This window comes from Hydrogenophaga luteola, from assembly GCF_042648585.1.
In the GTDB taxonomy this organism is placed as follows: domain Bacteria; phylum Pseudomonadota; class Gammaproteobacteria; order Burkholderiales; family Burkholderiaceae_C; genus Hydrogenophaga; species Hydrogenophaga luteola.
Window position 1 is genome coordinate 442,377 of record NZ_JBHRXX010000001.1, and the last position, 16,252, is coordinate 458,628.

The window sequence follows — 16,252 nt, forward strand, 5'->3', positions numbered from 1 at the left end:
GGTGTTCAACCTTTCTTGCCGCCGATCAGCGCCCACAGCAGGATCGCGCCGAAGGTCGCGGTCCCGATGCCGCCCAGCGCGAAGTCGCCGAACTTGAGCGTGTAGTCGCCGGTGCCCAGCACCAGGGTGATGGCGGCGACCAGCAGGTTCTTGTTGTCCGAGAAGTCGACCTTGTTGTCGACCCAGATCTTGGCGCCGGCCACGGCGATGAGGCCGAACACCACGATGGACACGCCGCCCATCACAGCCAGCGGAATGGCCTGGATCAGCGCGCCGAACTTGGGCGAAAAGCCGAGCAGGATGGCCATGCAGCCGGCCACCAGGAACACGGCGGTGGAATAGATCTTGGTCGCGGCCATGACGCCGATGTTCTCTGCATAGGTGGTCACGCCGGTGCCGCCGGCGCTGCCGGCGACCATGGTGGCGATGCCGTCGCCGATGAAGGCGCGGCCCATGTACTGGTCCAGGTTCTTGCCGGTCATGGCGGTCACGGCCTTGATGTGGCCCAGGTTCTCGGCCACCAGGATGATGGCCACCGGCGCGATCAGCAGCATGACGTTGGCGCTGAACACAGGCGAACTGAAGTTCGGCATGCCGAACCAGGCGGCGCTGGCGATGCCCGACAGGTCCAGCGGCTTGCCCAGGCCCATGCCGTTGGTGAGCACGGCGTAGACGACGCTGGCCACGATCAGGCCGACCAGGATCAGCAGTCGCTGCACCATGCCGCTGCTGAACACGGCCACCAGCGCGACGCAGACGAAGGTGATGCCCTGCATCCACTTGTCGAAGTCGGTCGGCGCCATGTTCTTGATCGGAATGCCGGCCAGGTTCAGGCCGATCACCGCCACCACCGCGCCGGTGACCACCGGTGGCATGAAGCGCTCGATCCAGCCGGTGCCGATGGCCTGCACCACCACGCCAATGAGGGTGTAAAGCGCGCCGCAGGCGATGATGCCGCCCAGCGCCACGCCGATGTTGGCGTTGGGGCCGGAGCCCGCGTAGCCGGTGGCTGCGATCACCACGCCGATGAAGGCGAAGCTGGAGCCGAGGTAGCTCGGCACCTTGCCGCCGGTGATGAGGAAGAAGATCAGCGTGCCGATGCCGCTCATGAGGATGGCGACGTTGGGGTCGAAGCCCATGAGGATGGGGGCGAGCACCGTGGCGCCGAACATGGCGATCAGATGCTGCACGCCCATCACGCCGGTCTGCGGCCAGGGCAGGCGCTCATCGGGGCCGATGACGCCGCCGTTGGCGAGGGTGGTGGGGGATTTTTCGGTCCAGCTGAGCAGGCCCATGGTTTCTCCTTCTCGTGTTGTGATGGGCCGGGATTCTGCGCGCAAATCGGCGCCCGCACCGATCCGGTGCGGGACAGAGGGGGCGGGGGGGTCAGCCGCCCACGGCTGGCAGCACTGTGCCCTCGCAGCGGCCGAAACCGATGCGCGCCGCGCCCGGCTTCTCGCACCAGCCGCGCAGGATCACGTGGTCACCGTCTTCCAGGAAGCTGCGCGTCTCGCCCGTGGCGGGCAGGGGAACCTGCCGGGTGCCACCCATGGACAGTTCCACGATGGCGCCCGCCTCTTCGTAGGTCGGGCCGGAGATGGTGCCGGTGCCCAGCAGGTCGCCGGGCTGCAGGTTGCAGCCGTTGTTGGCGTGCTGCGCCAGCATCTGCGCGATGGTCCAGTACTGGTGGCGGAAGCTGGTGGCCGAGAGCCGGTCGCCGCCATGGCCCTGGGCCCGGTGCTGGGCGCTCTGCAGCACCACTTCCAGCTGCACATCCACGCCGCCTTGCGCGCTGTTGGCCGGGCTGTCCAGGTAGGGCAGGGGCTGTGGCTCGTCGGCCGGGTGCGCGAAGGGCACGCGGTAGGGCGCCAGCGCCTCCATGGTCACGATCCACGGCGAGACCGTGGTGCAGAAGTTCTTGCCCAGGAAGGGGCCGAGTGGCGCCATCTCCCAGAACTGGTGGTCGCGCGCCGACCAGTCGTTGAGCAGGCACATGCCGAAGATGTGCTGCTCGGCTTCGGCCATGGGAATGGGCTGGCCCAGCGCGTTGCCGGGGCCGACGTAGAAGCCCATTTCCAGCTCGTAGTCGAGCCGGCGGCAGGGGCCGTACACCGGCGCTGCCGCCCCCGGGGCCATGGCCTGGCCGTGCGGGCGGTGGAAGGGCGTGCCGCTGATCACCACGCTGGAGGCGCGGCCGTGGTAGGCAATGGGAATCCACTGGAAGTTGGGCGTGAGCGGGTCGTCGGGCCGGATCACGCGGCCCACGTTGCGCGCGTGGTGGATGGAGGTGTAGAAGTCGGTGTAGTCGCCGATGCGCGTGGGCACGCTGTGCTCCACGGCGCTTTGCGGCACCAGGCAGGTGTGCAGGGCGCTCACCACGGTGGCATCGGCGTCGTGGCACATGGCGGCGAACAGCGCGTGGCGCAGCGCGCGCCAGGCGGCCGGGCCCATGGCCAGCAGGTCGTTGAGTGCGGGCTGTGCCGCGGCCCGGGCCGCGTCGGCGGCCAGGCCATTCAGAGTGCCGGACGCCGACACCGCCGCGAGGTCGATCACCTGGTCGCCGATGGCCACGCCGCCGCGGAAAGCCTCGGTTGTGCCCTGCCGGCGGAACACGCCGAAGGGCAGGTTCTGGATCGGGAAGTCGTTGCCCTGTTCGTTGGCCGAGGCCAGCCAGCTGCGGGCGGCGGGGTCGTGGGTGTGGTTGAGTTCCATGGCGGACTCCGTTCAGGCCGAAGGCATCAGCGCGTCATCAAAAATCGCGACCGCGCGCGTCCAGCCAGCGGAAGCGCCGCGGATCTTGTGCGGAAAGCAGGAGATGTAGAAGCCGCTTGCCGGCAGGGCTTCGAGGTTGTGCAGCTTCTCCAGGTGGCAGTAGCCGATGTCGCGACCGGCCTTGTGGCCTTCCCAGATCAGGCTGGCGTCCTTCGATTCGGCGTACTTCTGTGCGGTGTAGACGAAGGGCGCGTCCCAGCTCCAGGCGTCAGTGCCCGTGAGGCGCACGCCGCGCTCCAGCAGGTACATGGTGGCGTCGTAGCCCATGCCGCAGCCGGCGCTGACGAAGTCGTTGTGGCCGTAGCGGCTGCCGGCGCGGGTGTTGACCACCACGATCTCCAGCGGGCTCAGTGTGTGGCCGATGCGCGCCAGTTCGGCCTCGACGTCGGCGGCGGTGACCACGTAGCCATCGGCGAAGTGGCGGAAGTCCAGCTTCACGCCGGGCTGGAAGCACCACTCCAGCGGCACCTCGTCGATGGTCCACGACCGCTTCTGTTCGCCCAGCGCCTTGTCCATGGTGCTGTGGAAGTGGTAGGGCGCGTCCAGGTGGGTGCCGTTGTGGGTCGAGAGCTGGATCATCTCCACCGCCCAGACATCGCCATCGGGCAGGTCCTCCTGCTTCAGGCCGGGGAAGAACGGCGCCATCTGCTCGAAGGAGTTCTTGTGGTCGAAGTACTGGATCTTGGGCGCGAAGGCCGGTGGGTCGGAGATGACGTCGTTTTCCAGGTAGATCGAGAGGTCGACGAACTTGCGGGGCATGGGGTTCTCCTTGGGTTTCTGTGTGTGGGGGGGTGCGCTCAGGCGCTCACTTGAGCAGCACCAGACTCAGCGAAGGGAAGGCCATCAGCAGCAGTAGCACGCCGACCATGATCAGCGTGAACGGGCCGGTGCCGCGGAAGATGTCGCCCAGCGTGATGCGCGGGTCGTTCAGCGAGCTCTTGACCACGTAGGCCGAGAGCCCGAACGGTGGCGTGAGCAGGCCGATCTCGACCGCCACCACGGTGACCACGCCGAACCAGATCAGGTTCATGCCGAACTGCTCGGCGATCGGCAGCATCAGCGGCAGCACGATCAGCAGGATGGACGACGAATCGATCACCGTGCCCAGCAGGACGATGATGACCACGTAGACCAGCAGGAAGGCGAAGGGCCCGAAGCCGGCGTGGCTGATCAGCTCCATCAGGAACTGCGGCATGCCCGACATGGCCAGCATGCGGGTGTAGATGCTGGCGCAGATGATCAGGAAGCTCACCGCCACGGTCACATGCCCGGTCTCGGTCAGCACCTCCCAGAAGGCCTTGGCCGTGAGCTTGCGGCGCAGCACCGCGATCAGCAGCGCCAGCGACGCGCCCACCGCACCGGCCTCGGTGGCGGTGAACAGGCCGCCGTACAGGCCGCCCAGCACGCCGCCGATCATCAGCACGATGGGCACCAGCTTGAGCACCATGGTCAGCGGGCTCATGTCGTCCCCGTCGGGTACTGGCATCTCGCCGCCCGCGTAGACCATGGACGGTTTGAAGTAGGCCGCCAGCACGATGCCGATGGCGAAGGCCGAGGCCAGCAGCAGGCCCGGCACGATGCCGGCGGTGAACAGGTCGCCCACCGACTGGTTGGCCAGGAAGCCGTAGAGGATCATCAGCAGGCTGGGCGGGATCAGCATGCCCAGCACCGACGAGCCGGCCACCACGCCCACCGCGAACTTCGGCTGGTAACCGAAGCGCATCATCTGCGGCACGGCCACGCGGGTGAACACCGCGGCCGAGGCGATCGAGATGCCGGTGATGGCGGCGAACACGGCGTTGGAGGCGACGGTGGCCACGCCCAGGCCGCCGCGCAGGCGGCGGAACAGCTGGTTGGCAACCTCGAAAGCATCCTTGCCGATGTCGGCCCGCGCCACCAGAAAACCGGTCAGCACGAACAGCGGCACCACGCCGAAGATGTGGCTGGCGATGGCGTCGCTCGAGGCCTGCGCCAGCAGGTTGGCGGCCACGCCGATGTCGTCGCGGATGATCCAGACCCCCACGAACGACACCAGACCCAGCACCACGGCCACGTGCAGGCCGCCCCAGATCAGCAGCAGCATCAGCACCAGCGAGAGCACGGCAACGGTGGTGGCGCTCATGGGGCAGACTCCGCTGTCGTTGCAACCTCGCGCTGGCCGCGCTGCAGGTCGAGCACGGCCAGCAGCACGAAGGTCAGCGCCGTCATGGCCAGTCCGATCAGCATCATTAGCCGCACCGGCCAGACCGGCGCCGTGAAGTCACCCAGCGCCCCCACGTACTCGCGCGATGCAATGGACTCGGTCAGCGAGGGCCAGGCGGCCCAGAGGATCACAGCCATCAGCAGCGCGCCGAGCAGGTGATACAGCGCCTGCAGCCGCGCGGCCAGCACCGGCCGCTCGCGCTTGAGCCGGTCCAGCAGCATGTCGGCGCGCGTGAAGCGGCCGCAGCGCAGCGTGTCGGCCAGCTGCAGGAAGACGATGCCCACGATGGACAGCGACACCAGCTCGGTCACGCCGCGCACCGGCGCGTCGAAGCCGGTGCGCCCGACGATGTCGGTGTTGATCAGCAGCATCAGACCGATGATGAGCAGCGTGCCCAGGGCGTTGAGCGCCTGGGTGATCCGGTGCAGCCCGAAGGGCAGGGGCAGGTTGTAGGCATCCTGCGGTGGGTGGCTCATGGGGACTCCGGGCTGGGACTTGCTTACTTGACCGACCAGTCGCGCGGCAGCTGGGCGCCGCTCTTCTTCAGGCCTTCCATGTAGGCCTTGAGGATCTCGGTGCCCGGCGCGCCCTTGCCCTGCAGGTCGGCGGCCCAGGTCTGCGCCACGTTGGGAATGGTGTCGGCCCAGCGCTGGCGCTCGGCGGCTGGCAGCTCGCTGACGGTGGCGCCGGCGGCGGCCATCTTCTGCAACAGCGCGTCGGCGGTGGAGCGCTGTGCCTCGGCAAAGCGCTTGTCGTACTCCACACCCACTTCGCGGAACACCTGCTGCACCTCGGGGGGCAGCGCGTCAAAGCGGCGCTTGTTCATCACCACGGCGCCTGCAAACATCGAGCCGAAGTTCACCTTGGTCACATAGGGTGCCACCTCGTGCAGCTTGGCGCCCCAGGCGCCGGTGCTGAAGGTGATGGCGCCGTTGGACACACCCGACTTGATGTCCTCGTAGTAGGTCGGCAGCGAGCCGGCCACCGCGACCGCGCCGGTGTTCTTCACCCAGTTGGCCGACGGGCCGGGCGCGCTGATCTTCTTGCCCTTGAGGTCGTCGATGGACTTGACCGGGAAGTTGGTCCAGAGGTGGTAGGTGTCCAGCGCCGTGCCACCCAGGTAGACCAGGCCGTTCTTGGTCCAGGTGTCGCCCATGGCCGGGATCTTCTTCTGCATGTCGGCCACGATGGTGCCGACCGCGCCCAGGTTGTCGGTGCCGAAGGGCGCCACGTAGCTCACGTTCTGCATCGGGAACTTGGCAGCCTCGAACAGCGTGCCGACGAAGCCGAAATCGGCGATGCCATCGGAAATGCCCTTGGACTCGGCGCCGATCTTGATCAGCGTGCCGCCCCAGGCCTTGGTCCATTCCACTTTGTGCTTGCCGCCGGCCGCGGCCAGGCGCTTGTCCACCTCGGGGATGTAGAACTCATCCAGCAGCTTGACCCACAGGAACACCGGCGGGTGGCCGCCCGCGGCGGTGAGCTTGATGGTCTGCTGCGCGTGGGCGCTGTGCAGGCCCGCGAAGGCGAGAGCCGATGCGAGCAGGGTGGTCTGGAAGGTGCGGCGTTTCATGCTTGTCTCCGTGAGGTGGTGGAAGGCGATGGCGCTCTGCGGCGCGGGGACGGGGAAACCGGGGGGGACAGGGGCATCACGGCCGCGATGCCGGCGGTGATGAAGTCGATCAGCAGCGGCGCCGCCTCGGGCGCACAGACCTGGTTGCGTCCGCGCGAAAGCGTCGGTGCGCGGTGGTCGGTGATGTGGTGCAGCAGCGCGCCCAGCGCGAACTGGTAGGCCCAGGCGGCCAGGGCGCGGTCGTGGCCCGGCCGGGCGGCGTGGATGGCGTCGATGAAGCTGTGGGCCAGCGGGTCGAAGAACTCGGTCAGCACCCGGTGCGTCTCGGGCGTCTGGCGGGCCAGCTCGCGGCCCACCAGCTGGGCGTAGTACTCGCCCTCGGCGCTCGCGCGCTGCACCAGCACCGGCCGCACGAAAGCCTCCACCACCTGGCGCAGGAAGGCCTCTGTCGGCGGCCCGGTCAGCACCTGCTGCAGCAGCGCCAGGCGTTCCTGGATGGTGCCTTGCCAGTGCTGGAAGATGGCGTGGAACAGCTCGCTCTTGGGGCCGTAGTAGTAGCCCACCAGCGCCAGCGGCACCTGGGCCTCCTCCGCGATCTGGCGGATCGACACGCCGTGGTAGCCGTGCTGCGCGAACAGCTTCTCGGCCGCGAGCAGGATGGCCATCTGCCGGTCGGGCCGCTGCGGTGTGCCCTGCGCGGCGGTGGACCGGGCGCGGGATGTTCGGGGGGCGGGGCGGGTGGCCATGGAGCGGTATTGAACGTTTGTACAAAAAAGTTGAACATCCGTACAAACCCTTGCGCCCGCCGACCTGACAACTGCGCGATAGCTGCCGCCGCGCACCCGCTGCTACCCTGCGCCGCAGGAGACAAAAAACATGGCCACGACACCGCCCCCGTACGTTCCCCAGATCCGCCTTTACCAGGAGTGGCTGGCCCGCGAGCGCGGCCTGCGCTTCGACAGTTACGACGCGCTCTGGCGCTGGTCCACCACCGAGCTGGACGCCTTCTGGCAGAGCATCTGGGACTACTTCGATCTGCGCTCGCCCACGCCGCACACGGCCGTGCTCGAACGCAACGTGATGCCCGGCGCGCGCTGGTTCCCCGGCGCGCAGTTCAACTACGCGCAGCAGGTGTTCCGCCATGTCGACGCGGCGCACGCGGCGGGTTTTCCCGCCGTGATCTCGGACAACGAAAAGTGCCAGCGCCGCGAACTGAGCTGGCCCGAGCTGCGGCGCCAGGTCGCGTCGCTCGCGCTGCACCTGCGGGCCCAGGGCGTGAAACCCGGCGACCGGGTGGCCGCCTATCTGCCCAACATCCCCGAGACCATGGTCGCCTTCCTCGCGGTGGTCAGCATCGGCGGCGTGTGGAGCGTGTGCGCGCCCGACATGGGAACGAATGCGGTGCTCGACCGCTTCAAGCAGATCGAGCCGGTGGCGCTGATCGCTTGCGACGGCGTGAGCTACGGCGGCAAGGACCACGACCGCCTGGCCGTGGTGGCCGAGCTGCGCGCGGCGCTGCCGACGGTGCGCCACGTGATCCTGCACACCAACCTGGCGCAGGAGCCCGCGGACATCGACCGTGCGCTGGAGTTGGCGCAGCCTTGCGACGACTTCCACACCGCTACCGCGCGCAACGACGCGGCGGTGGCGGCCTTCGAGCCGCTGTGGCTGCCCTTCGACCACCCGCTGTGGATCGTCTACAGCAGCGGCACCACGGGCCTGCCCAAACCCATCGTGCATGGCCACGGCGGCACCGTCATCGTGGCCATGGCGCTCAAGACCCTGCACAACGACGTGGGTTGCAGCTACGCGCCCAACAGCTGGGGCGAGCGCTACCACTGGTACAGCTCCACTGGCTGGGTGATGTGGAACGCGCAGGTCAGCGGCCTGCTGGCCGGCACCACCTGCGTCATCTACGACGGCAACCCGGGCGGCTCAAAAGACAAGCCCGACTGGACCGTGCTCTGGCGCTTTGCGGCGCGCGAGGGCGTCACCTTCTTCGGCGCGGGTGCGGCGTTCTTTGCCAACTGCCTCAAGGCGGGTGTGGACCTCTCGACCTGTGGCGACCTCTCAAGCGTGCGCGCGCTCGGCACCACCGGCTCGCCGCTGTCGGAAGATGCGCAGCGCTGGGGCACATCCCAGTTCGCCGCCATCGCGAAGACCGAGGTGCAGAAAGACATCTGGTGGTGCAACATTTCCGGCGGCACGGACTTTGCCGGCGCCTTCATCGGCGGGAATCGCGAGCTGCCGCAGACCCCCGGCCGCATGCAGTGCCGCTTGCTGGGTTGTGCGGTCGAGGCCTGGGACGAGCAAGGCCGCCCGGTCACCGATGCCGTGGGGGAACTGGTCTGCGCGCAACCCATCCCGTCCATGCCGCTGTACTTTGTCGGCGACACCGACCACCAGCGCCTGATCGGCAGCTACTTCGACATGTACCCACCGGGCCACGGCCGACGACCTGGCGGCGGCGATCTGGGCAAGGAAGCCGGCGCCGTCTGGCGCCATGGCGACTGGCTGCGCATCTTCCCAGACGGTTCCTGCGTCATCTACGGCCGGTCGGATGCCACCATCAACCGCCACGGCCTGCGCATGGGCACCAGCGAGCTGTACAGCGCGGTCGAGGCCCTGCCCGAGGTGCTCGACAGCATGGTGGTGGACCTCGAATACCTCGGCCGCGAGAGCTTCATGCCGCTGTTCGTGGTGCTGCGCCCCGGGCTCACCTTGGACGAGGCGCTCTCCGCGAAGATCAGCGGCGCCATCCGCACCGCGCTCTCGCCGCGCTTCGTGCCCGACCAGATCCTGCAGGTGGCCGAAATCCCGCGCACGCTCTCGGGCAAGAAGCAGGAGCTGCCGATCAAGAAGCTGCTGCTCGGCCAGTCGCTGGACAAGGTGATCAACCGGGAGGCCATGGCCAACCCGGGTTGCCTGGACTGGTACGCGGCCTACGCCCGCCAGCGGGCCGGCGCCACCCCGGCCTGAAGCCCCGGTCGTGTACATGGTGAAACCGCTTGTTACTGGTCAAGCCGGCCGCTTTGATGAACACTTTCGGGTGATCGCACTGCGCAGTGCCCATTCCAGCGCGCAGCCACCGATCAGATCGGAGGACGCAGATGAACCGCGGCATTTCTCCTGTAGAGCCCGAAGGCCTGTTCGAGCCCCTGGACATTGACATCGATAGCCTGGACCACGCGCTGATGGACCTGCTGACGAGCGACTGGCAGACCCTGGACGACGGCGAGCCACATGGCGCGGCTGTGGTGGCGCCAGAACACATCCCGACCGTGCCCGACGCATTGAGGTGAGGGCGCCTGCACGGGTGCGGGGTCTGGCGTAGCATGCCGGACTTTCTCCACCACCCACCCGCAAGCCCATGCCCATCACCCTCTCGTCCGCCAGCCTGCCCGTCTTCCAGACCGCCCTGTCCAACCTGCTGCACTGCCTGAAAAAAGCCGAGGCCAACGCGGCCGCGCGCAAGTTCGATCCCAACGTGTTCGTCACGGCGCGCCTGGCGCCCGACATGCTGCCGTTTGCCGCCCAGATCCGCATCGCCTGCGACGCGGCCAAGAACGGCACCGCGCGCCTGGCCGGCGTCGAGGCGCCGAAGTTCGAGGACAACGAAACCACCTTCGCCGAACTGCAGGCCCGCATCACCAAGACCCTGGACTGGCTGGCCACCGTACCGGCCGCTTCCATCGACGGCCGCGAAGAAGCCCAGATCACCTTCCCGGTCGGCCGCGACAAGACCCGCACCATGACCGGCGAGGCGTATCTGAAGCACTGGGCCATCCCCAACCTGTTCTTCCACGTCACCACCGCCTACGCCCTGCTGCGCCACAACGGCGTGGACCTGGGCAAGGCCGACTACCTGGTGGGCGAGCAGGCCAGCGCGTGAACCCGGCGCGCGGGCAGCGTCTCCGGCGCGACTGAAACCGCGCCGGCTTCGGGGCGGCCCCGGTTCCCAGCGGGGGTCTGGCGGGCTATGTTGGCGGGTCGGTCCAACACCCCCCGCAGGAGACACGCATGAGCCATCCCCGCCGCCCCCATGCCCTGAGCCGCCGCCAGGTCCTCGCCTCAGCCGCCGCGCTTGCCGCGCCGGCCCTGCTGCCGGCCCATGTGCTGGCGCAGGACAAATTCCCCAGCCGCCCGATCAAGCTCATCGCACCCTGGCCCACCGGCGGCAGCAGCGACGCCGTGATGCGGGCCTTCGCCGACAGCGCGGGCAAGGCCCTGGGCGCTACGGTCATCGTGGAGAACAAACCCGGCGCAGGCGGCACGCTGGGCGCTTCCGCCATGGTCAGCGCCGCGCCCGACGGCTACACGCTGACGCAGCTGCCGCTGGGCATCTACCGCCTGCCGCACATGCAGGCGATGAACTTCGACCCGGTGAAGGACCTCACCCACATCGTCTGCCTCACGGGCTACACCTTCGGCATCGCCTGCACCGCCGATGCGCCCTTCAAGACGCTCAAAGACATGGTGGCCTACGCCAAGGCCAACCCGGGCAAGCTCGAATACGGCCACACCGGCACCGGCACCACGCCGCACCTGGCCATCGAGGAGTTCAGCGACAAGGCCGGCATCCAGCTCAACCCGGTCCCGTTCAAGGGTTCGGCCGAAATCATGCAGGCCATCCTCGGTGGCCACATCCGCATGATGAGCGGCACCACCGAGTTCGCGCCGCACGTGCAGAGCGGCAAGCTGCGCCTGCTGGCCACGCTGGGCAGCCAGCGCAACAAGGCCTTCCCCGATGTGCCCACCGTCAAGGAAAGCGGCTGGGACACCATCAGCGAATCGCCGTTTGGCATCGGCGGACCCAAGGGCATGGACCCGGCCACTGTCAAGGTGCTGCACGACGCGTTCAGGAAGACCCTGGAAGACCCGGCCGTGCTCGCCACGCTGGACAAGTTTTTCCAGCCCGTGATCTACATGAACACGGCCGACTACACCGCCTACGCCGAGCGCACCTTCAAGGCCGAGAAGGCGACCATCGAGCGGCTGGGGCTGGCGAAGAAAAGCTGACGGGGCGACGCGTCAAGCGGCGCAGCGCACAGACAGCACGATGCCCGTGGCCCACGACAGCACGGTCGTGTGGAAGCCGGGCAGTGTGGTCAGTGTCCGCAACAACGCCTGGGCCTTGAGGTCGTGGCCCTCGGGCCAGTTCGGCTGCGGCCGCATGTCGTCCACCACGTACACGCCGCCCGGCAGCAGCAGCGCCAGGGTCTCGTGCAGCCGACGGTACTTGCCGGGCCACGAGTCCGCAAAGACCAGGTCGAACGAGCCGGGCGGGAGCGTGTCCAGCCACGCATCGCCATCGGCGCACACCACCGACAGACGCGGGTCGTGCCCGAGGTGACGTTGCGCGATGGCCAGCACGGCTTGGTCGTTGTCCACCGTGGTGAGCGTGGCGTGCGCGTCCATGCCGTCCAGCAGCCAGGCGGTGGACAGGCCGGTGCCTGTGCCGATTTCGAGCAGGCGTCCGCCAGGCTTGCTGGCCGCCAGGGTGCGCAGCAGGCTGCCCGTGAGCGGTTCGGAGGCCATGGTGAAACCGGCTGCGCAGGTGTCGGCCAAAAGGGCGGCGAGCGCCGTCGGTTCGCGAAGGGAAAGGTGATCGTTCATGTTCGTTGATCCCGAGGAGTGAGGGCGGAAAGGGTTCGCGCGTCACATCCCTGCCGGCCGCTGCGGCAGCCGGTGGTCAAACGGGGCAGGGGGATCAGCAGCCTGCAGTTGCAGGCGGAAGGCGCGCGGTCCTGCCCCGGCCCTGTAGCAGCAGGGTGCGCAGCGAGGGTGTGGACAGGCGCGACAACATGGAAAGGCATCTTAGGCTATGGGTCGCACGTTGTGCGAGGCCACAGAAGTCCGCTCGATACACTGTCTCCCGCATGAATAGAGCGCTTCAGCCAGCGGGGACTGAAGTCTCCGAAGTCGTTTGCACACCCTGTTGTGTTCCAACCATTGCCAATCCAGATGCTTCTGTGCGCCATCCAGGGTGACATCACCAAGCTGCGCGTCGACGCCATCGTCAACGCGGCCAACTCGTCGTTGCTCAGTGGCGGCGGGGTGGACGGGGCCATCCACAGGGCCGCGGGGCCCGATCTGCTGCACGAATGCCGCCTGCTCGGAGGTTGCAAGACGGGCGACGCTAAGCTGACCAAGGGGTATCGACTGCCCGCCCGGTTCATCATTCACACGGTCGGACCGGTCTGGCGTGGCGGCGAGCACGGGGAGCCCGCACTGCTCGCGTCCTGCTACCGGCGGTCGCTGGAAGTGGCGGCGGCCGCCGGGGTGGAGTCGCTGGCGTTCCCGAGCATCAGCACAGGCATCTTCGGCTACCCCATCGAAGAGGCGTCGACGGTGGCCGTTGGGACGGTGCGCCAGGTGCTGGCGGCCGGATGCCCGGTGCAGTCCGTCACCTTCTGCTGCTTCTCGGCGGCCGACCTCGCGGTGTACCGGGCGGCGTTGGCCTGAGCGGGAACCAGTCGTTCACCCCCGCACCAGACAAGCCGCGATCCGCGTCCCCTCCGCGAACACGAAGTCCTTGAACGCCTGGTTCACTCCGTTGAGCGCGGCGTCGCGGCGGTGGATGAAGCACCAGTCGATGTACTTGGGCATGTCGGCCAGGTCGAGCACCGTGATGCGGCCGGCTTCCAGCTCCACCTGGAACACGTGGGCCGAGAGGAAGCTGATGCCCAGGCCTTCCATCACCGCGTGTTTCACGGTCTCGTTGCCCGAGAGTTCCAGCCGCTGGCGCACCTGGATCGATTGCGCCTGCAGCAGCTGTTCGAGAAACAGCCGGGTCGACGAACCCGGCTCGCGGAAGATGAAGTCCTCCTGCCGAAGGTCGGTCCATTCCAGCGCGTTGCGTTTGGCCAGCGGGTGGGTCACCGAGGCCACGATGCAGTGCGGGTGGCGCGCGAAGCTGTGCGCCTCCACGTCCGCCTCCGACGGCGGGTAGCCGGTGATGGCGATGTCCAGCCGCCGCTCGGCCAGCAGGTCCAGGATCTCGCCGCGCTTGGCCACCGTGAGCTTGAGGTGCACGTCTGGGTGGCGCTGGTGGAACTCGCTGAGCAGGCGCGGCGCGAAGTAGTTGGCCGTCTGCACCACGCCCAGGTGCAACAGGCCGCGCAGCCCGCGCGAGGTTTCCTTGCTGCCGTCGCTGGCGTAGAAGGCCATGGCCTCTTCGGCCGCGCGCACCTGCGCCAGGATGATGCGCGCGTGCATCAGCAGCTCCTGCCCGGCGTCGCTCAGGCGGCGGCGGTCGGCCGGGTCGAACAGGGCGGTGCCCAGCGCCTGCTCGATCTGGCGCACCGCCATCGACACCGCAGGCTGGGTCATCTCCAGCTGCTCGGCCGCGCGCGAGAAGCTGGCGCTGGTGGCCACGGCCTCAAACACGCGCAGCTGGCGCACCTTCAACTGCATCATGGCGGGATCTCCTCGGGACATTCCCGCAGAAAACGGCCCATGCTGCACTGCGATGGGGCGTGTTTGGCGGGTTTTGGGGCTAACTATAAATCGATCTGATGGTTCGAATAAAAAGCCATCAATAGCCCGAATACTGTGCGGTCCCTAGCATCGCGGCCCATGAACACAGCCACCACCCCTTTTCCCCGCTGGGACGACGCCGCCACCGCCGGCATGGACGAGCCCCACCTGCTCCTGTACCGCTCCAACCTGCTGGGTTCGGACCTGCGCATCACCAACTACGGCGGCGGCAACACCTCGGCCAAGATCGTCCACAAGGACCCGCTGACCGGCCGGGACGTGGAAGTGCTGTGGGTCAAGGGCTCGGGTGGCGACGTCGGCTCGATGAAGCTCGACGGTTTCTCCACCCTCTACATGGACAAGCTGCGCGCGCTGCAGGGCCTGTACCGCGGTCTGGAGCACGAGGACGAGATGGTCGGCTACCTGCCGCACTGCACCTTCAACCTCAACACCCGCGCCGCGTCCATCGACACGCCGCTGCACTCCTCGCTGCCCTACACCCACGTCGACCACATGCACCCCGACGCGGTGATCGCGATCGCGGCCATGGCGAACTCCGAGGCCATCACACGACAAGTCTTCGGCGGCACCGTGGGCTGGATGCCCTGGCTGCGCCCGGGCTACGAACTGGGCCAGCAGCTCAAGGCCTACAACGAAGCCCACCCCGGCCTGCGCGGCATTGTGCTGGGTGGCCACGGCCTGTTCAGCTGGGGCGAGACCTCCAAGGCCTGCTACGAGAACACGGTGGACCTGATCGAGACCGCCCAGAACTGGCTGGCCGCCGAGCGCGCCGAGAAGAAGGTGCAGGTGTTCGGCGGTGCGCGCTTCGAATCGCTGCCCGACGCCCAGCGCGACGCCACGCTGGCGCGTGTGCTGCCGGTGTTGCGCGGGCTGGCCAGCGCGGCCGGCGGCCACAAGCTGCTGCACCTCAACACCTCGGCCGAAGTGATGCAGTTCGTCAACTCCGCCGAGCTGGAGCCGCTGGCGGCGCTGGGCACCTCCTGCCCCGACCACTTCCTGCGCACCAAGATTCGCCCGCTGATCGTGCCCGAGTCGGTCTACAGCCTCGAGGGCGCCGCGCTCAAGGACGCGCTCAACCAGCTGCTGGCCGGCTACCGCGCCGACTACGCGGCCTACTACGAACGCTGCAAGCGCGCCACCAGCCCGGCCCTGCGCGACCCCAACCCGGTGGTGCTGCTGCTGCCGCGCATCGGCATGGTGACGATTGCCAAGGACAAGGCCACGGCCCGCATCGCCGGCGAGTTCTATGTGAACGCCGTCAACGTGATGCGCGAGGCCAACGCGGTGGACCGCTACGTCGGCCTGCCCGAGCAGGAAGCCTTCGACATCGAGTACTGGTTGCTCGAAGAAGCCAAGCTGCAGCGCATGCCCAAGCCCAAGCCCCTGGTCGGCCGCGTGGCCTTCATCACCGGTGGTGCGGGCGGCATCGGCCAGGCGATTGCGCGCCGCATGCTGCAGGAAGGCGCCTGCGTGGTGCTGGCCGACATCGACCAGACCGCGCTGGACAGCGTGACCGCGGCGCTGGCCAAGGCCCACGGCAAGGACCATGTGCGCGGCGTGCTGTGCAACGTGACCGACGAGGCCTCGGTGATCGCCGCCTACGGCCGCGCGGCGGTGGAATTCGGTGGCGTGGACATCCTGGTCAGCAACGCCGGCATCGCCTCGGCCGCACCCATCGACGAAACCACGCTGGAGCTGTGGAACCGCAACCAGAGCATCCTGGCCACCGGCTACTTCCTGGTCGGTCGTGAGGCCTTCAAGGTCATGAAGGCGCAGGGCGTGGGCGGCTCCATCGTGATGATCGCCAGCAAGAACGGCATGGTCGCCAGCGCGCAGGCCACGGCCTACTGCGCCGCCAAGGCCGCCGAGATCCAGCTCTCGCGCAGCTTCGCGCTCGAAGGCGCGCCGCTGGGCATCCGCTCCAACGTGGTCAACCCCGACGCCGTGATCCGCGGCTCCAAGATCTGGACCGGCAAGTGGAGCGAAGAACGCGCCGCCGCCAACAAGATCGAAGAGGGCGACCTCGAAGCCTTCTACCGCGACCGCTCGATGCTCAAGCGCAGTGTGTTCCCGGAAGACATCGCCGAGGCCACCTATTTCTTCGCCTGCGAGGACCTCAGTGCCAAGAGCACGGGCAACATCCTCAACGTCGACGCCGGCAACCTCGCCGCGTTCACCCGCTGAACCCGCGCCGAGCACTGGAG

At 68.1% G+C, this 16,252-nt stretch carries 15 protein-coding genes; 6 read left to right on the top strand and 9 right to left on the bottom strand.

All coding sequences use genetic code 11. The features are described 5' to 3' along the window. Nucleotides 1-5 precede the first annotated feature (5 nt). The 7 genes from ACFOPI_RS02070 to ACFOPI_RS02100 all read right to left on the bottom strand — a co-directional run bounded on the left by ACFOPI_RS02070 (nucleotide 6) and on the right by ACFOPI_RS02100 (nucleotide 7,294). The gene (locus ACFOPI_RS02070; protein WP_382170246.1) at nucleotides 6-1,295 is read right to left on the bottom strand and encodes a solute carrier family 23 protein; all 1,290 of its coding nucleotides are present in this window, start codon (nucleotides 1,293-1,295) and stop codon (nucleotides 6-8) included. Nucleotides 1,296-1,386: 91 nt separating this feature from the next. Then, nucleotides 1,387-2,712: a fumarylacetoacetase gene (gene fahA, locus ACFOPI_RS02075; protein WP_382170248.1), complete on the bottom strand. Its 1,326-nt coding sequence runs from the start codon at nucleotides 2,710-2,712 to the stop codon at nucleotides 1,387-1,389. A gap of 12 nt (nucleotides 2,713-2,724) precedes the next feature. Next, complete coding sequence (locus ACFOPI_RS02080) at nucleotides 2,725-3,531, bottom strand: cyclase family protein (RefSeq protein WP_382170250.1); 807 nt, start codon at nucleotides 3,529-3,531, stop codon at nucleotides 2,725-2,727. A 46-nt stretch (nucleotides 3,532-3,577) separates the two neighbouring features. Then, the gene (locus tag ACFOPI_RS02085; RefSeq protein WP_382170252.1) at nucleotides 3,578-4,894 is read right to left on the bottom strand and encodes a TRAP transporter large permease; all 1,317 of its coding nucleotides are present in this window, start codon (nucleotides 4,892-4,894) and stop codon (nucleotides 3,578-3,580) included. Then, the gene (locus tag ACFOPI_RS02090; RefSeq protein ID WP_382170253.1) at nucleotides 4,891-5,451 is read right to left on the bottom strand and encodes a TRAP transporter small permease subunit; all 561 of its coding nucleotides are present in this window, start codon (nucleotides 5,449-5,451) and stop codon (nucleotides 4,891-4,893) included. The genes ACFOPI_RS02085 and ACFOPI_RS02090 overlap by 4 nt, the downstream gene beginning before the upstream one ends. 23 nt (nucleotides 5,452-5,474) lie before the next feature. Continuing rightward, complete coding sequence (locus tag ACFOPI_RS02095; protein WP_382170255.1) at nucleotides 5,475-6,548, bottom strand: C4-dicarboxylate TRAP transporter substrate-binding protein; 1,074 nt, start codon at nucleotides 6,546-6,548, stop codon at nucleotides 5,475-5,477. Then, nucleotides 6,545-7,294: a TetR family transcriptional regulator gene (locus ACFOPI_RS02100; RefSeq protein ID WP_382170257.1), complete on the bottom strand. Its 750-nt coding sequence runs from the start codon at nucleotides 7,292-7,294 to the stop codon at nucleotides 6,545-6,547. The genes ACFOPI_RS02095 and ACFOPI_RS02100 overlap by 4 nt, the downstream gene beginning before the upstream one ends. Nucleotides 7,295-7,424: 130 nt before the next feature. On the opposite strand from ACFOPI_RS02100, the gene ACFOPI_RS02105 reads away from it, so the two are divergent. From ACFOPI_RS02105 to ACFOPI_RS02120, 4 genes are all read left to right on the top strand, one after another. Next, nucleotides 7,425-9,527, top strand: coding sequence for an acetoacetate--CoA ligase (locus ACFOPI_RS02105; protein ID WP_382170259.1), 2,103 nt, complete (start codon nucleotides 7,425-7,427; stop codon nucleotides 9,525-9,527). Between the two features lie 131 nt (nucleotides 9,528-9,658). Further along, a complete protein-coding gene (locus ACFOPI_RS02110; RefSeq protein ID WP_382170261.1) occupies nucleotides 9,659-9,850 on the top strand; it encodes a hypothetical protein in 192 nt (63 codons plus the stop codon). Between the two features lie 68 nt (nucleotides 9,851-9,918). After that, on the top strand, nucleotides 9,919-10,440 hold the full coding sequence (locus ACFOPI_RS02115; RefSeq protein ID WP_382170263.1) for a DUF1993 domain-containing protein: 522 nt from the start codon (nucleotides 9,919-9,921) through the stop codon (nucleotides 10,438-10,440). A 128-nt stretch (nucleotides 10,441-10,568) separates the two neighbouring features. Then, nucleotides 10,569-11,567 carry a tripartite tricarboxylate transporter substrate binding protein gene (locus ACFOPI_RS02120; protein ID WP_382170265.1) on the top strand — a complete coding sequence of 333 codons (999 nt, stop codon included), beginning with the start codon at nucleotides 10,569-10,571 and terminating at the stop codon, nucleotides 11,565-11,567. Nucleotides 11,568-11,579: 12 nt separating this feature from the next. Here ACFOPI_RS02120 and ACFOPI_RS02125 read toward each other — a convergent pair whose 3' ends face one another. Then, complete coding sequence (locus tag ACFOPI_RS02125; protein WP_382170267.1) at nucleotides 11,580-12,164, bottom strand: O-methyltransferase; 585 nt, start codon at nucleotides 12,162-12,164, stop codon at nucleotides 11,580-11,582. Between the two features lie 348 nt (nucleotides 12,165-12,512). Here ACFOPI_RS02125 and ACFOPI_RS02130 point away from each other — a divergent pair, with 348 nt between their 5' ends. Further along, nucleotides 12,513-13,013, top strand: a complete 501-nt coding sequence (locus ACFOPI_RS02130; protein ID WP_382170269.1) for an O-acetyl-ADP-ribose deacetylase — start codon at nucleotides 12,513-12,515, stop codon at nucleotides 13,011-13,013. A 15-nt stretch (nucleotides 13,014-13,028) separates the two neighbouring features. Here the strand turns inward: ACFOPI_RS02130 and ACFOPI_RS02135 are convergent, their stop codons facing one another. Further along, nucleotides 13,029-13,967, bottom strand: a complete 939-nt coding sequence (locus tag ACFOPI_RS02135) for a LysR family transcriptional regulator (RefSeq protein WP_382170272.1) — start codon at nucleotides 13,965-13,967, stop codon at nucleotides 13,029-13,031. 159 nt (nucleotides 13,968-14,126) lie between these two features. On the opposite strand from ACFOPI_RS02135, the gene ACFOPI_RS02140 reads away from it, so the two are divergent. After that, nucleotides 14,127-16,232, top strand: coding sequence for a bifunctional rhamnulose-1-phosphate aldolase/short-chain dehydrogenase (locus tag ACFOPI_RS02140; protein WP_382170274.1), 2,106 nt, complete (start codon nucleotides 14,127-14,129; stop codon nucleotides 16,230-16,232). Nucleotides 16,233-16,252: the final 20 nt, after the last annotated feature.

Bases quoted from the DNA above. Each gene is read 5' to 3' on its own strand.
- ACFOPI_RS02070 (WP_382170246.1), bottom strand. From the start codon at position 1,295: ATGGGCCTGCTCAGCTGGACCGAAAAATCCCCCACCACCCTCGCCAAC.
- fahA (WP_382170248.1), bottom strand. From the start codon at position 2,712: ATGGAACTCAACCACACCCACGACCCCGCCGCCCGCAGCTGGCTGGCC.
- ACFOPI_RS02080 (WP_382170250.1), bottom strand. From the start codon at position 3,531: ATGCCCCGCAAGTTCGTCGACCTCTCGATCTACCTGGAAAACGACGTC.
- ACFOPI_RS02085 (WP_382170252.1), bottom strand. From the start codon at position 4,894: ATGAGCGCCACCACCGTTGCCGTGCTCTCGCTGGTGCTGATGCTGCTG.
- ACFOPI_RS02090 (WP_382170253.1), bottom strand. From the start codon at position 5,451: ATGAGCCACCCACCGCAGGATGCCTACAACCTGCCCCTGCCCTTCGGG.
- ACFOPI_RS02095 (WP_382170255.1), bottom strand. From the start codon at position 6,548: ATGAAACGCCGCACCTTCCAGACCACCCTGCTCGCATCGGCTCTCGCC.
- ACFOPI_RS02100 (WP_382170257.1), bottom strand. From the start codon at position 7,294: ATGGCCACCCGCCCCGCCCCCCGAACATCCCGCGCCCGGTCCACCGCC.
- ACFOPI_RS02105 (WP_382170259.1), top strand. From the start codon at position 7,425: ATGGCCACGACACCGCCCCCGTACGTTCCCCAGATCCGCCTTTACCAG.
- ACFOPI_RS02110 (WP_382170261.1), top strand. From the start codon at position 9,659: ATGAACCGCGGCATTTCTCCTGTAGAGCCCGAAGGCCTGTTCGAGCCC.
- ACFOPI_RS02115 (WP_382170263.1), top strand. From the start codon at position 9,919: ATGCCCATCACCCTCTCGTCCGCCAGCCTGCCCGTCTTCCAGACCGCC.
- ACFOPI_RS02120 (WP_382170265.1), top strand. From the start codon at position 10,569: ATGAGCCATCCCCGCCGCCCCCATGCCCTGAGCCGCCGCCAGGTCCTC.
- ACFOPI_RS02125 (WP_382170267.1), bottom strand. From the start codon at position 12,164: ATGAACGATCACCTTTCCCTTCGCGAACCGACGGCGCTCGCCGCCCTT.
- ACFOPI_RS02130 (WP_382170269.1), top strand. From the start codon at position 12,513: ATGCTTCTGTGCGCCATCCAGGGTGACATCACCAAGCTGCGCGTCGAC.
- ACFOPI_RS02135 (WP_382170272.1), bottom strand. From the start codon at position 13,967: ATGATGCAGTTGAAGGTGCGCCAGCTGCGCGTGTTTGAGGCCGTGGCC.
- ACFOPI_RS02140 (WP_382170274.1), top strand. From the start codon at position 14,127: ATGAACACAGCCACCACCCCTTTTCCCCGCTGGGACGACGCCGCCACC.